Raw genomic sequence first — 14091 nt, 5'->3', positions numbered from 1 at the left:
CTTGGAGAGCGCCGATGGGCAACCAACAGCTGACCTACAGCCCCTTCGATCCCGACATCATCGCCGACCCCTACCCGATCTACCGGGAGCTTCGCAGCGAAGCCCCCGCCTACTGGTCGGAGCAGGCGAACACCTGGGTGCTCAGCCGATACGACGACGTCTGCGCAGCTCTCGCCGACCCGGCGACGTACTCCTCGGCGTCCGGGATCTTCCCGACCCCTCCGGGGGTCGACATGACCGAGTTGTTCCTGCCCATGCTCATCATGACTGATCCACCGCGGCACACCGCGTTGCGCAAGATCGTCAGCAAGGCCTTCACCCCCCGGCGAATCGCCGCACTCGAACCACAAATCCACACCATCGTCGAGGACCTCCTCAACGATTCGCCAGAATCCGGCGGGTGGGACTTCGTCTCCGGGTTCGCCGGTCCCCTCCCCGCCGTCGTCATCGCCGACATGCTCGGCGTGCCACGCGCAGACCGTGACCGGTTCCGTATCTGGTCCACCACCCTCATCCAATCCAACCCCACCCGCGGCGAGTTCGGCCCCGGCCTGGACGCCGCGGCGTCGCTCTACGAGTACTTCTCAGGGTTCCTCGAGGAACGACGCGCGCACCCGCAGGACGACCTCATGACCGCCCTGGTCCAGGCCGATGCCGACGGCGAACGCCTCAGCGAGGAGGAACTGCTCGGCTTCTGCCTGCTCCTGCTCGTGGCCGGACACGAGACCACCACGAACCTTCTCTCCAACAGCGCGGTCGTGCTCGCTCAGCATCCCGATAGCCGCCGCGAACTGGCGAACCGCCCAGAGCTCGTCACCAGCGCCGTGGAGGAACTGCTCCGCTACGACTCCCCCGTCCAGGGCCTCTCGCGCACCCTGACCCGCCCGGTCGACGTGCACGGACAACACATGACGGCTGGCCAGACCGTGCTGCTTCTGTTCGGATCCGCCAACCGCGACGACCAAGCCTTCCCCAATGCGGATCACTTCGACCTCCACCGCGCGCCAGAACGGCAGGTCGCGTTCGGACGCGGCATCCACTTCTGTCTCGGCGCGGCGCTGGCCCGGCTCGAAGCGCGCATCGCCCTGCAGACACTCTTGGCCCGCAAGCCGGACTGGCAGGTCGACCTCGACTCGGCCGTTCGACTCCGCTCTGGCCCCATCCGCGGCTACGTCTCGCTTCCCCTGGATTAGGGGCAAGTCTCCATGGGCCCCCGGGGCCCAGGCGGCAGCAACAGCCCGTCAGCGATTGAATCGCCCAGGGGGCTGACGGAGGATCGGGACACACCAGAGTCTCCACGAAACGCGGGCGATCAATCGGCTCCGGCGACGCGAGGAACGTCGCACCATGGAATCCAGCCGCGACCTGCGGGCGGATCGCGGAGGCGATCACGAACTCATAGGCATTGAAACGGCGCAGCGTAGCCAGCGCTACACCGCTCTGCCGCCGGCTGCGGCTATCAGCCGTGATTGAGGTCGAGTGACATGGTCATTAGCCACTCGCGGACACTGCCAGCGCGTACGGTCGACCAGCTCATGCTCCAAGCCGGCTCAGCCCGCGTACCTAGAAGTGCCGGATCAACAGGGGGTCCCCGGCAACGCCCAACCCCGTCAGCCATGGACTTCGAGCGAGGCGAGCATGCGTCGACAGTCTTGCGAAACCGTTAGCCAGAGCGATGGCTCATCCGCTCTGTGTCCGCTGCCCACACACGGGCGTGACAAGCACATACTGAGGTGCGGCGCGCTGCCCTGCCGCGATGCATCGCCGCCCGACGCGATTCGGCAACCGGGATGACCGGCCAGCCCGGCGCCCGAGACCGTCGCGAGGCGAAGCTCGAGGCCCTACAGCAACAACTCTCAGCGTCGGTGTCCGCGCTCGTCACGGGTGATGACTGGAAGCGAGCGCTGACGTTTGCCGCCGAGTTCCGCTCGCGCAGCTTCAACAACACGATGCTGATCTACGCCCAGCACTACTCTGCGTTCAAAGAGGGACGCGTGCCCGAACCGACGCCGACGTACGTGGCCGGTTTCCACCAGTGGCTCACGCTCGGACGCCATGTCGAGAAGGGCCAGCACGGCTACGGGATTCTCGCGCCGGTCACTGCCAGGTTCGCCTCCGCGAACCCGTCGGACCCGGCGTCGTGGCGTCGTCTCTCGCGCGGCGAGAAGCCGGGTTCTGGGGAGTCAGTGAGGTCGAAGCTCGTCGGCCTCAAGCCCACCCACGTCTGGGACGTCTCGCAGACGGCCGGCGATCCCCTGCCCGAGTTGCCCCGCCCGACCCTACTGCACGGCCAGGCGCCTGCCGGTCTCTGGGACGGTCTCGCCGATCAGATCACGGCTCTCGGGTTTGAGCTCCGATTGGTCTCCTCCGCGGCGGCGATCGGTGGCGCCAATGGGCTGACCGACTTCCTCGCCCGCGAGGTCTCGGTACGCACGGACATGGATGACGCCGCCCAGGTGAAGACTCTGGCCCACGAGCTCGGACATGTCCTTCTCCACCCTCCTCAGGAGAACGTCATCTCCACAGACCTCGCCGCCGACGCGACCCTGCACCGTGGGATCGCGGAGGTCGAAGCGGAGTCGATCGCGCTGATGGTCGGCGCAGCGCACGGGCTCGACACCTCGTCGTACACCGTCCCTTACGTCTCGACGTGGGCAGCGAGCGTCCCCGGCAAGACGCCGGTCGAGGTCGTCCAGTCGACGGCCGAGCGGGTCAGGAACACGGCGCTCAGCGTGCTCGACAAGCTCGACACCCAGAAGGTCGGCGACGGCACCCCGCCCGGTCTCGATCGAGAGCCACTCAGCCACCGAGCTGGGATGGCGCCTGCCATCACCGGCACGCGTCGCGACGGATCGGTTATCGGGCTATGAAGGTCCCAGTCGTCCTCACCACCGTCCGCTTCGACATCGACAACGCCGGCCGGCTCGAGGTCAGCGTCGACGGGCAGCCACACGCCGACGATCGAAGGTTGTCTCGCAGCGACCTCCGATCGGTCCTCGACGAGATCACTGCGAGGCTCGGCACTGCTGTGCGTGTCGAAGTCCACGAGGCTGACGGCACGACGTACTCGGACATCGAGACTCCCGCGGAGAGCACGGCTCCGAATGCCATGGAGCCCGAGCCGGAGACAGCCACAGCGGCACTTGCCGGCGCCGGCTTCCGCCCAGGCGAACAGGTCGCCCTCGCCTACGTCGTGGCACGCCAGGAAGCCGATGCCAACGGCAATGCCGCAATCAACCTCCCACCGGCGCTGTTGACCGGAACACGCCAAGGGCTGGTTCTCCTCGGTCTGACCTCGCTGACGGTCGCGCCAGTCGAGGCGCAGGCATGAATCCGAATGCTCGCAGCGCGAATGACGAGCTCGTCAACCTTGCTCTGATGGGTCTCACCGCCCTCTTCGGCTTTGGGCTCGCCCTCGGAGTCGCCGGAGAGGTCGCAGCGTTCCTGGCCGGTGCGCCGGGGCCCCGCGGAGGTATGGCCAGCGGGCTTCGTGTCCTCACTGACCCAGGGCACCCCGGAACGGCGCTCGGCACACCCGGCCTGTCCGCCGCGGCGTACTGGCTCGTCGTCGCAGCCATGCTGACGCTGGTCGCCATCGCTGCGTGGCTCGTCTGGACCGTCATCGCGCAACTGCGCCACCGCACCAAGCAGGATCCTCACAAGATCGAGGGCATCGCCACCCGCCGCGACATCGACCTGGTGGCGTCAAAGCGAGCACTCGTACGCAGAGGCGAGACCCTCCGCCCCTCGATCGGCCGGCCGCGGCCGGAGGATGTCGGCTACCTGCTCGGGCGCAGCTGCGGCCGAGAGATCTGGGCCTCGGTCGAGGACTCGATCCTGGTCATCGGACCGCCCCGGTCCGGCAAGGGCCTGCACCTCGTCATCAACGCGATCCTCGACGCGCCCGGTGCCGTCGTCACGACGTCCACCCGCCCCGACAACATCGTCGCCACCATTGCGGCCCGTAAGAAACGCGGACCGGTGGCGGTCTTCGACCCGCAGCACCTCACTGCAGGACTCCCTATCGTCGACGGGACCGGAGTCCGCTGGTCCCCCATCCGCGGCTGCGAGCAGCCACTAACCGCGATGATCCGAGCTGCCGGTCTCGCATCGACGACCGGTCTGTCGTCCGGCGGAGTCGAGTCCGGTGGCTTCTGGGAGGGGAAGGCGAGATCAGCACTCCAATCCCTGCTCCACGCGGCTGCGATCGAGCGTCTACCCACCCGCGCACTCTTCGAGTGGTCGCTGTCGCCCTCGGCTGCGCTCGATGCGGTCGGCATCCTCGCCAGCCGACCCGAAGCCGCGCCAGGTTGGTCGGATGCTCTCGACGGGATGATCAACGCCGACCCGCGCACCCGAGACTCGATCTGGATGGCGGTGAGCCAAGCCCTCGCGTGCCTGGCCGATCCGGCTGTGCTCGACGCCGTGAGTCCCGACCCAGACGACGCCTTCGATCCGCGCGACTTCCTTCTGCAGAACGGGACGCTGTACTTACTGGGGACCGGCGCCGGCGCTGGCGCTTCCTGGCCACTCGTGGCGGCCTTCATTGAGGACCTCACCGAAGTCGCCCGGCACCTCGCGGCCGGCTCCACCGGCGCACGGCTTGATCCCCCGCTTCTTCTGGCGCTCGACGAGATCGGCAACCTCGCCCCGCTCCCCTCCCTTCCAGTCCTCATGGCGGAGGGCGGCGGGACCGGCATCACGACGATGCCCGTCCTCCAGTCGCTCTCACAGGCGCGCAACAAATGGGGTGACCACGCCGCCAGCACGATCTGGGACGCCTCGATCGTCAAAGTCATCCTCGGCGGAGCGTCGGCTTCCAAGGACCTCCAGGAACTTTCTGTACTCATCGGCGACCGCGACGAGCGCTCCGACACAGTGACGATCAGCGACTACGGCGCCCGCTCTCTACAGCGGTCGACCCGACGGGCGCCAGTGATGCCGCCCGAGCGGATCCGCACCCTCCCGTTCGGTACCGGGCTCGTGCTCTTGCGTAGCGCTCCGCCACTCGTTGCGGACCTCCGACCTTGGATCATGCGTCAAGGATCGGGCGGTGCTGACGCCCGGCGGTCACATCCCGCTTGACGGACCCGGATCCGGGGCTGACCCGGAACCGTTGCCGTGAAGCGCATTGAGAACCTTGCTAACGCCGGCTGCGCCGTAGCCGTCCAGGGTGGTCCCGTCAGGAAGCACAACGCGTTTCTTGTCGTGCCTTGCCAGAACAGCAGCGAGAACCTTCGCGAGGGCATCGATTCCTGCCGCTGCCTTCCCGAGGCTCACGAGAATCTCAATCGCCTGCTGGCCGTGGGCTGCATGCGAGAGCGGAACCTCTGCATGGAAGCCCGCGCGTTGAAGCGTTGTGGTCAAGTCGTCGGCGTAATCCGCGGAAGCGCGGAACACAAAATCACTGCCACCGATGGATCACCGCCTGCGAGTCGAAGTTCGAGCGGAGCGGTCATGGACCACATGATCCACTCTGCGGGGCCTTCTGCGCTCCACATTGCCGAACCGAGCGACGCGCCTGCTCCCGTCAAGGAACAGGCATCTGCTGGGAGGGCCAACGCACCTGATGACTGAACGCGGAGCTAAACCGGAGTCCGCTCGATATCAGGAGGCAGCATGTCCATCCCCACCCAGATGAGCCTGGTCGGCTTCATCGCCTCAGCACCCGAACTTCACTTCACCAAGGCCGGCGCCGAGTGCTGCCGCATGCGCGTCGGCATCGAGCAGTGGCGCAAGGAGGTCGACGGGAGCTTCACGAAGCTCGACCCGACCTTCCACGACATGGTCGCCTTCGAGAGCACGGCCCGCGAGACCTACGCCCGCTTCCGCAAGGGCGACTCCTTCGTGGCCAGCGGCTACGTCCACGAGTACGAGGTGGACGGCCGCGAGGGCAGCGTCATCAAGGAGGAGTTCGTCGCCCGCAAGATCGGCCACAACGTCAACAAGACTGACTACGTCGTCCAGCGCGGCCGGCACGCTGCTGACCGGTCCCTGACATCCGTGCCCCAGCCGCCCGCCGTTGGCCTCTGATCGGGCTCGCCATGAGTCCGTACCCGGACGAGCCCAACGACCCTGACGGCTACCGCAGCGTGGCCGATCTCCTGGAGCGACCGCCGGTTCCGATCAACTGGAACCTGCTGGACGCGGAGCAGGCCGAGATCGAGTGGCACGACCTGGACCAGTGGGTCAAGTGGCTCAAGAACACGTTCGGTCTCCCGCCGAACATCGTGCCGCCGTACTGGCATCGCCACGACGAGCTTGTCTGGGAACTGTCGGCGCTGCACTGCCACTGGCTCAGCTGCTACCACGAGTCGGCATCGCCGTCGGCTCCGATCAGCTGGATGCGGGACTTCGCCGAAGCTCGCAGCCGACTTCGGGACTGGGTCTCGATCTGCGGCACTCGGCTCGACCGCGACCGCCCGACTAGGCAGACCACCTGGCCCGGTGATCTCCCCGCTGATGAAGGCGGCGAGATCGAGATCCGCGACCGCAACAAGGACTTCGTCGAGTTCATCCGCGAAGACGTTCTGCGTCGTCGCCGGATCGAGGCAATCGCGAATCAGGAACTCATTGGGTGAGCCGGATACGTGCCATGGCCGAGTCGCGCCCACATTCGTCCACAGCATTCGCGCCGCAAGACGACTGAGAGCGATCACCGGCGCACGGTCGATTCCCGACCCCTGAAGGAGGGAACATGCTTCTCCACCACACACAGACCCTCGCCCAAGCCAGGTCGTACGTCGCCGCCCTCGCCGACCAGGCTCTGACCCTCGAGGCGTCGTCCGCTTACGAGCGGGTGCTCCTGGAACTCGACCGCGTCCACGCCGACGACTGCCCGGCGCTCAACACCGAGGACCTCACGGACGACCGCGACATCCTGCTCGCCGTCGCGAGCAACGCGGTTGAGGAGCTCGAGAACTACGGCGTCGACCCCCTGTCGGTCGAGCTCATCCTGGCAATGCTCGTCGACGCACACGATCTGGACATCGGCTGATGTATGGCGAGAACGGTGCCCAAATGCGCACGGAGTTGGCTGCGCTCCTGCGCCAGCACCGGGTAATGCACCGCCTCCCCGCTGACTCGCCCGCCGAGCGGACTGAGGTCGGGCAGCAGATCCTTCGCTTCAGGCACGCGCTCATCGTCTGGTGCGCGCAAGCCATCCGTGTGGCACAGCCGCTCACGTTCCCGAACATCCCGCCGAAGCCGGCGGACCCGTTCCGCGCGACGACCGAGCACGGCGCGGCAATCAGCGAGCTGGCGCGGGCCCTCGAACTCGCTCGCGACCAGGCAACTGCGCCCGCCGCGTCCAGTACTGAGCTCGCGACGCCAAGCTCGAACGACGTCGTCGAACACTGGCGCTTGGCGGCCCGGGCCGCGGCACTCGCGGAGCACGACACCGCGCCCGACCTGGCGGTCCACCTCACGGCAGCCCAGGCCCGAACCATCGCAGGCGACGTCGCGGCGATCAGCCAAGCACTGGTCGTGCTTGATCGTCGCTATCGGAACACACCTGACTGGGAGTCGCTCCCTGGCTGCGATCGCCTCGGGTGGGCCGCACTCGCTACGGCGCTCGCCGTCAGTCTCGGGCAGCCCGACTACAGCGTCGACCAAACCGGATGGCGCCCGCGGACCAAGCCGATCCGCGGACCGGCCAAGCCGGGGATCCTCGGAGTGCTCCAGGCCGAGCACAACCTCCTGGTCCGACTGAAGTCGTTCCCGAACGCCATGAACCTGCGTCTGATCGTCGACTCCCAGCGCCTCCTCAGCTCGCAACTAGTTCCGTACGCCGAACGCGTCGATCCCGAGCTGGCCGAGCAATGGCGAGCCCGCACCGCGACGTACACGCGGATGCAGCGCGAGCTCCGCAACGTCGGAGGACGACTCGGCAATGGGGCCGGCGCCACGACAGAGGCAGCGAACGCGGTCAGCCGAATGAAGGCGTTGCCAGCCGACACCGTGATCGAGCCGCGGATGCTCGGTGGTTTCCAGACACTCTTCCGCCGCATCGACGAGCGCATCAGCGATGTCCTCGAAGCCGGTGTCGAGCGCGGGGCATTCGTCCAGCGCGTGACTGTCCCGCGGCTGGTGAGCGGCGAGGGACGGCTGGTCCACCCCGTTCGCGAGCGCTTCGTGCCAGTCGCCCGTGCGGCCGACCTCGAGGTCATCAGAACCGCGCGTGAGCACCTGCGGCCGCCGGCAAAGCCCGTCGCGGCTTCGCCAGGCGCGAGCCGGATCGATCTCCATGCCGCCCTGATTCACCGTCCGCTCGAGAAGGGAGCGCAGCCCGATGTCCCAGGTTTCTAGCGCGAAGGCGTCCGTTCCCCGGCAAAGGCAGAAGATGGAGAGTCTGCTCTCGGTGGACGAGGTTGCCGAGTTCCTCGGCATTCCGGTGGCGACCCTCTACCAGTGGCGACACAAGGGCGCCGGCCCTGAGGCCTATCGCGTCGGCCGGCACCTCCGGTACGAGCCGGCCGCTGTGCGCGCATGGCTGGACGAACATCTGGCGGATCGCCATGGCCCACGTTGAACGGCGCGAGCGCCGCGGGAAAAACGGCCAGGTCCTGAGGTCCTACCGCGTCCGCTGGCGCGGTCCGGACGGCAAGGAGCGCAACAAGAGCTTCAAACGCAAGGTCGACGCAGACCGCTTCGCGGCCACGATTTCAGCCGATCTCGTGCGCGGTCAGTACGTCGACCCTGACGCGGGCAAGATCCTCTTCGAGACCTACGCCCGGAAGTGGCTCGCGGCCCAAACCTTCGATGAAGGCACCCACGTCGCCGTCGAGCTCAGGTTCCGCCTGCACGCGTTTCCGGTGCTCGGGAAACGGAATCTGAACGACATCCAGCCATCGACGATCCAGGGCTGGCTTCGCACGCTCACGGATCTCGCGCCGTCCTATCGACTGATCATCTTCGCGAACGTGTCGACGGTCTTCACGGCGGCGGTCGACGACGCCCTGATCGTCGCGAACCCGTGTCGAGCGCGGTCCGTCCGCCGCCCGAAGCGCGGGCACCACAAGGTCGTGCCCTGGACCCGGGATCGAGTGCTCGCCGTCCGCGACGAGTTGCCGCCGCGCTACCAACTCATGGTCTGGCTCGGTGCCGGACTCGGCATGCGGCAGGGCGAGATCTTCGGACTCTCCCCCGAGGACATCGACATCGACCGTGGTGAGGTGCACGTTCGGCGCCAGGTCAAGCTGGTCGGCAACAAGCAGATGTTCGGCCTGCCGAAGGGACGGAAGGTCCGAGACATTCCGCTGCCCGACGCGGTCCTGGAGGCGATCAACGCGCACATGACCGCCTACCCACCTATCGAGGTAACGCTCCCGTGGGACAGGACGGATGGGAAGCCCACGACCTTCTCGTTACTCCTGTACAGCCGCGAGAAGAAGGCGCTGGGCCGGAACTACATCAACACGTTCATCTGGAAGCCGGCGCTGAAGCGAGCGGGGGTGCCCATGACACGCGAGAACGGCAGCCACGCTCTCCGGCATTTCTACGCCAGCACAGCGCTCCATGAAGGTGAGTCGATCAAGGCCCTGAGTGAATACCTCGGTCACGCCGACCCAGGCTTCACCCTGCGCACCTACACCCACCTCGTCGAGGACAGTGCCGAGCGCACCAAGCGCGCCGTCGACGCCGTGTTCGGGCACCAGACGCCGGAGCCCGACCCAGACGACGCAGACAACGCAGAACCAGACGAAGGCCTCACGGAGGACGATGAGCCAGACGAGGGCGACGACGATGATGTCTGAGCACGCGGGGTTTGGCTTCATGACCGTGGCCAGAGCCGTGAAAGGGTCAAACTGGGATCGAACTGCCGTCGCCGGCGCGTGTCGCGACTCGGTGACGTGCGGCCACGGCGCGGCCCACGAGCCCTGAAATCGAGCGTTTGAGCAGGTCAGGGGCCACCCGGCGTCAGAACTACGACATCTAATTCCGGGGTCTCGCTGACCTGCGGCTAGATGCCTGAAACGGCGTCTGACCTGCGAAAACGTCTTTCAACGTCTTCCAGTGTCAGGCGCCGTTTCTCATCCTTGTGCGTACCCAGTGCACCCCATGAGCGACGCGCCAACTCGACCGGTCCGATGGTCCCGGCGACCAGATCGTCCTCGCGAACGAGCATCCATACGCCGTCGGCAAACTGGATCTCGAACAGTGCCCGCTCCCCTTCAGGGCGGTGTCGTTCGACCAAGCGATTCATCGAGAAGTACGGGTGCCCATCGCGCGCTAGCGCCTCACCGTCTCGTGTCACACGAGCGCGGAAGACCCCGATCTCATAGCCAACGGATTCCATGGGTACATCTTCCGCTCTGAATTGGACGAGCGGGACGACAACGCCGTACCTGTGGAGGGCGGGAAGTGGTTCCCGGCCATGGCGAGTTCCTGGGGCGTTGCTTCGCCGAGGCGTGCTCAGATCGAGAGGACCTCTTCGGGGCGACGGTGCGTGACTGCCCCGCCGTAGCCGTCGATCGTCGACTGAAGCAAGGCTCTCAGGTCCCCGCCGAAGTTCGCCTGGGCCATCTTGCGCACGCTAGCTGCGAGCGTGCCTCCAGAGATCAGGACTACCGGATACTGGTCGTCGATGATCTCGATCTGCGCCTGTCGGGAGAAGGAACCGGTGGTCACGTAGACCCCGATCCAGCCGCGGCGAAGCCGGGCGACGACGCGTGCGACCTGCTCGGGCGAGACGGCTGACGACGGGAGGATGCATTTGGCCTGGCCGAGCACGACGACCGGCGTGCTGGCCGCTACCGAGCCCATGTCGATGCGACCGATGAAGTCGACTCCCCCGTCGCCAGACGATCTGGACAGCCACCCTTCCTTGTACCGAGCACCCGACTCGCGAAGCACGTCCGCAGCTACCCTGGCCGCCAGGAGCTCGAACGAATGCTTCCGTCCGTCGTAGAACTCGTACAGCTCGCGCAGGACGTCTGCATCCGGGCTCCCGGGCGCGGGCTGCTGCTCCCTGCTAGTGCGAACGGTGCTGGCCAGCACTCGCCGCCGCACGCCTGGAATCGCGATCCGCCCCTGCTTCACCCAGCGCACCCACGATTCAGGGGCGTGGCGAAGTGCCTCCTCGGCCGTCAGGCTGGAGTCCCGGCGATCATCAATCCACCGAAGATCGATTCCGTCGACCGCTCCCCCGGACACGACAGCCAGGTCGAGGGACAGGTTCGGAAAACTGCGGCCCGACTCCGGGTCTCGTTGGACGACATGCTCGAGGCGCTCGATGATTGCCGCGCCGCAGAACTCGACATGCCCTTTCACGATGGCCCGACCGTCACGGTAGATGGTCAGGCTGCGGAACAAGAGCAAAGGTGGGGCTAGCAGTCGCTCGTCGAGCGTCGTCCCGGCATGCAATCGAGCCGCTTCTAGAAGTAGGCGATTGCCTTTGGTCGCGCCGGGCAGACCGACCGTCCCCGGCTTGTGGTCTCCGAAGTAGCGAACGTGACCATGATCGAGGTCGAACTCGTCATGCCAAGGATTGCTCTCGTGGCCCGCCTTCCACGGACTCGACCGGATGGCGATCAGTGCGCGCCTGGGGCCGTCGGGGCCAACGACCTCGGAGGGAGCGTTGATGCCTGCCTCGAGCATGACCATGGGGCGCCCGAGTTCCGCAGGGCTGAGAAGCCAGTGATAGTTCAGGAAGCCGTCGTGCACCACTTCGATCTGGTTCGACCGCTTCGCGTAGCGCAGTTCGTCGTGAATGAAGAGATGTCTCGGGCTCGGTTCGCCGGTGGGCGCAGGCCACACGATGTCGACGCGCGACCGATCCACCACAGGTTCCTCTCGCCAGATTCGAGTGAGGCGTACAAGCTACCGAGCCCGAGGGCCTCGTGGCAGACACAAGGCACGGGCGGCGACAATTGCGGGATGGCGTTCGATCCGACTGCTCCGGTGTTGGTGCTGATCATCGACGCCTGCGACGACGTCGCCACGTTGCGCCCCGCGGCCGTCAATGTGTCCGGCCGCATCGCTGAGATCATGGGGGCTCTCTCGAGGCGATCGAGATAGACGGCGGCTCCGTTCTCTGGCTCGACGAGTCGGGAAAGAACCGCGGTCTCCCGACGAACCTGCTGGCAACCAAGGTCGCGCACCGGCTTCATGCCGGCCTGTTTCCCGACGACACGATCAACGGCCGGGCCCTGATCGTCGGCGAGGGGCCGGGGCCGCACGGAGATCTCGTCAGCATCGACGTGACTCCTTCGACGCTGGACGCAATCAGCGCGGTCAATGTCGAGGTCGTTCCCGGGTAGATCAGTCTGGGCGATCGTGGTGCACAACGGCCCCGCGTCGGTCCTGCACCGCGTGGATGATCGCCTCGGCAACCTCGCCCGGCGGCTCGTGCTCCCAGAAGCGGAGAACAAGCCATCCCGCGTCCTTCAGTCGCTGTGACGTGTCCACGTCGCGCAAGCGGTTGCCCGCGACCTTCTCCGCCCAGTACGTCGCGTTCGCCTTCGCGACCGTGTGGTGGTCGGGACAGCCGTGCCAGAAGCACCCGTCGATGAACACCGCGACCTTGGCTCGCGAGAAGACCAGATCCGCCCGACGGTTCAGCGCTGCGAGAGGGCGCGCGTCGACCCGGTACCGAAGACCGCGCGCGTGCACGATCCGCCTGACGGCGATCTCGGGGCCGGTGTCCCGCCCGCGGTTGCCCTGCATCGATCGGCGTGTGGCTTCCGAGGTAGCCCAGGACGAGGACTCGGGCATCGCGTCGACCTCCGTCCTCCAACCACGCCGGTTGCTCCTCATGGCGCCGATTCAGACGCCGTTCTCCACAGGATGGCGCCGCCACGCGACGACTCTCAACGCGTGGCCCGACAGTTGGGCACATGAAGAGCCCCGACCCAGATCCCGTAGCAGGTTCGCGTCACATGCGTCACTCCGGTCACGCCACGGCGTTGCTTCCGAAACTGTCGGCGCCGGAACATACGCTACGTGCCATGACCAATCCGACCGTGATCGACCTCTTTGCAGGCTGCGGAGGCATGACGGTCGGGTTCCACGACGAGGGCTTCGAGCCGGTGCTCGCGGTGGAGTGGGACCTGCACGCCGCCGCTACGTACGCGGCCAACTGGGGCGAGGACCACGTAATCGCCGGCGACATCGCCGCAGTCGAGAAGCGTCAGATCCCCCTGGCCGACCTCATGATCGGCGGCCCGCCGTGCCAAGGCTTCTCGAATCTGGGCTTGAAGAAGCTCGACGACCCGAGGAACCAGTTGTGGCGGGAGTACATGCGGTTCATTCGGACCGCGAAGCCCCAGGTCTTCGTCATTGAGAATGTTGACCGTTTCTCAAAGTCGCCAGAGTTCCAGATGCTCTTGGACGAGGTGGATCACGGCGTTCTCAAGAACTACGAGATCTCGTATGGCGTCCTGAACGCGGCCGACTACGGCGTGTCGCAGCGGCGCCGGCGAACCATCGTCATCGGTTCACGGGTCGGCAAGATCGAGCTTCCGAACCCGACACACGCCCGGGCGCCAGAACCAGGCTCGGGGCTGCTGCCGTGGCGAACCGTTCGTGATGCCATCGAGGGCCTGCCTGCTCGTCCGGATACGACGGAGCTGCCGGAGTCTGTTACCGAGTTCTTCGGCGAACCCATGCCGGGCGTCTTCAAGGGACTCGACATCCACTTCCGCCGCAATCCCAATCAGATGTCGCTCGACCGGTATTCGTACGTGCCGCCAGGAGGCGGCAGGTTCGACGTGCCAGTCGAGCTACTCCCCCGCTGCTGGCGGGAGAAGCCCACAGGTACGACGGACGTCATGGGCCGCATGCGGTGGGACGCACCGTCGCTGACGATCCGAACCGAGTTCTTCAAGCCCGAGAAGGGTGCCTACCTCCACCCTCAGTGGGTGCCCGGCCGACAGCGCCGTGGCGACGATCCGAAGTACATCAAGGGCGACCCCGGGAAGTCCGTCGATCGAGTCATCACCCACTACGAGGCGTCCCTCATCCAGGACTTCCCAAAGGACTACCTTTGGGTCGGGACGAAGACCGCCATCGCGAAGCAGATCGGCAACGCCGTTCCTTCTGGACTGGCACGCGCGATCGCCAAGCAGGTCCGCCCGTTCATCGCCTGACAGT

Annotated in this window: 18 protein-coding genes; 13 read left to right on the top strand and 5 right to left on the bottom strand. The window is 66.5% G+C overall.

Features of this window, described 5'->3' with window-relative positions; all coding sequences use genetic code 11:
- Positions 1–109: 109 nt before the first annotated feature.
- Positions 110–235, bottom strand: a complete 126-nt coding sequence (locus H0488_RS24490) for a hypothetical protein (RefSeq protein WP_281369465.1) — start codon at positions 233–235, stop codon at positions 110–112.
- On the opposite strand from H0488_RS24490, the gene H0488_RS01170 reads away from it, so the two are divergent.
- From H0488_RS01170 to H0488_RS01155, 4 genes are all read left to right on the top strand, one after another.
- Complete coding sequence (locus H0488_RS01170) at positions 234–1193, top strand: cytochrome P450 (RefSeq protein ID WP_246371284.1); 960 nt, start codon at positions 234–236, stop codon at positions 1191–1193. The genes H0488_RS24490 and H0488_RS01170 overlap by 2 nt on opposite strands.
- Before the next feature lie 672 nt (positions 1194–1865).
- Complete coding sequence (locus H0488_RS01165; protein WP_376768437.1) at positions 1866–2870, top strand: ArdC-like ssDNA-binding domain-containing protein; 1005 nt, start codon at positions 1866–1868, stop codon at positions 2868–2870.
- Positions 2867–3331 carry a hypothetical protein gene (locus tag H0488_RS01160; protein WP_028655357.1) on the top strand — a complete coding sequence of 155 codons (465 nt, stop codon included), beginning with the start codon at positions 2867–2869 and terminating at the stop codon, positions 3329–3331. Before H0488_RS01165 ends, H0488_RS01160 begins: the two co-directional genes overlap by 4 nt.
- A 47-nt stretch (positions 3332–3378) precedes the next feature.
- Positions 3379–5085: a TraM recognition domain-containing protein gene (locus H0488_RS01155; RefSeq protein WP_246371282.1), complete on the top strand. Its 1707-nt coding sequence runs from the start codon at positions 3379–3381 to the stop codon at positions 5083–5085.
- Here the strand turns inward: H0488_RS01155 and H0488_RS01150 are convergent.
- Positions 5071–5400, bottom strand: coding sequence for a hypothetical protein (locus H0488_RS01150; RefSeq protein WP_183097481.1), 330 nt, complete (start codon positions 5398–5400; stop codon positions 5071–5073). The two genes, H0488_RS01155 and H0488_RS01150, sit on opposite strands and share 15 nt — an antisense overlap.
- A 219-nt stretch (positions 5401–5619) precedes the next feature.
- Between H0488_RS01150 and H0488_RS01145 the strand changes: the two genes are divergently transcribed.
- The 6 genes from H0488_RS01145 to H0488_RS01120 all read left to right on the top strand — a co-directional run bounded on the left by H0488_RS01145 (position 5620) and on the right by H0488_RS01120 (position 9755).
- Positions 5620–6033, top strand: coding sequence for a single-stranded DNA-binding protein (locus H0488_RS01145; protein ID WP_028655356.1), 414 nt, complete (start codon positions 5620–5622; stop codon positions 6031–6033).
- Positions 6034–6044: 11 nt separating this feature from the next.
- Entirely contained in the window at positions 6045–6581 is a 537-nt protein-coding gene (locus H0488_RS01140; protein WP_145726337.1) for a hypothetical protein, read from the top strand.
- A 116-nt stretch (positions 6582–6697) separates the two neighbouring features.
- Positions 6698–6997, top strand: coding sequence for a hypothetical protein (locus tag H0488_RS01135; protein ID WP_028655354.1), 300 nt, complete (start codon positions 6698–6700; stop codon positions 6995–6997).
- Between the two features lie 23 nt (positions 6998–7020).
- Positions 7021–8307, top strand: a complete 1287-nt coding sequence (locus H0488_RS01130) for a hypothetical protein (protein ID WP_183097480.1) — start codon at positions 7021–7023, stop codon at positions 8305–8307.
- A 34-nt stretch (positions 8308–8341) separates the two neighbouring features.
- Positions 8342–8530, top strand: a complete 189-nt coding sequence (locus H0488_RS01125) for a helix-turn-helix transcriptional regulator (protein WP_028655352.1) — start codon at positions 8342–8344, stop codon at positions 8528–8530.
- Positions 8517–9755 carry a tyrosine-type recombinase/integrase gene (locus H0488_RS01120; RefSeq protein ID WP_084255024.1) on the top strand — a complete coding sequence of 413 codons (1239 nt, stop codon included), beginning with the start codon at positions 8517–8519 and terminating at the stop codon, positions 9753–9755. Before H0488_RS01125 ends, H0488_RS01120 begins: the two co-directional genes overlap by 14 nt.
- 206 nt (positions 9756–9961) lie before the next feature.
- Here the strand turns inward: H0488_RS01120 and H0488_RS01115 are convergent, their stop codons facing one another.
- Together H0488_RS01115 and H0488_RS01110 are read right to left on the bottom strand one after the other, a co-directional pair.
- A complete protein-coding gene (locus H0488_RS01115) occupies positions 9962–10297 on the bottom strand; it encodes a hypothetical protein (protein WP_183097479.1) in 336 nt (111 codons plus the stop codon).
- A 116-nt stretch (positions 10298–10413) separates the two neighbouring features.
- Positions 10414–11781, bottom strand: coding sequence for a restriction endonuclease (locus H0488_RS01110; RefSeq protein WP_183097478.1), 1368 nt, complete (start codon positions 11779–11781; stop codon positions 10414–10416).
- A gap of 96 nt (positions 11782–11877) precedes the next feature.
- Between H0488_RS01110 and H0488_RS01105 the strand changes: the two genes are divergently transcribed.
- On the top strand, positions 11878–12018 hold the full coding sequence (locus tag H0488_RS01105) for a hypothetical protein (protein WP_183097477.1): 141 nt from the start codon (positions 11878–11880) through the stop codon (positions 12016–12018).
- Positions 12009–12260 (top strand): hypothetical protein, encoded by a 252-nt coding sequence (locus H0488_RS25345; protein ID WP_446685599.1) that lies wholly within the window; start codon positions 12009–12011, stop codon positions 12258–12260. The genes H0488_RS01105 and H0488_RS25345 overlap by 10 nt, the downstream gene beginning before the upstream one ends.
- 1 nt (position 12261) lies before the next feature.
- On the opposite strand, the gene H0488_RS01100 is transcribed toward H0488_RS25345, so the two are convergent.
- Positions 12262–12714 (bottom strand): very short patch repair endonuclease, encoded by a 453-nt coding sequence (locus H0488_RS01100; RefSeq protein WP_183097476.1) that lies wholly within the window; start codon positions 12712–12714, stop codon positions 12262–12264.
- Between the two features lie 233 nt (positions 12715–12947).
- Here H0488_RS01100 and H0488_RS01095 point away from each other — a divergent pair, with 233 nt between their 5' ends.
- The gene (locus H0488_RS01095) at positions 12948–14087 is read left to right on the top strand and encodes a DNA cytosine methyltransferase (protein WP_183097475.1); all 1140 of its coding nucleotides are present in this window, start codon (positions 12948–12950) and stop codon (positions 14085–14087) included.
- Positions 14088–14091 lie beyond the last annotated feature (4 nt).

The organism is Nocardioides pelophilus (assembly GCF_014180685.1).
GTDB classification, from domain to species: Bacteria; Actinomycetota; Actinomycetes; order Propionibacteriales; family Nocardioidaceae; genus Nocardioides; species Nocardioides pelophilus.
The sequence above is the reverse complement of the archived record's forward strand: the minus strand, read 5'-3'. Positions and strand labels throughout refer to the sequence as shown.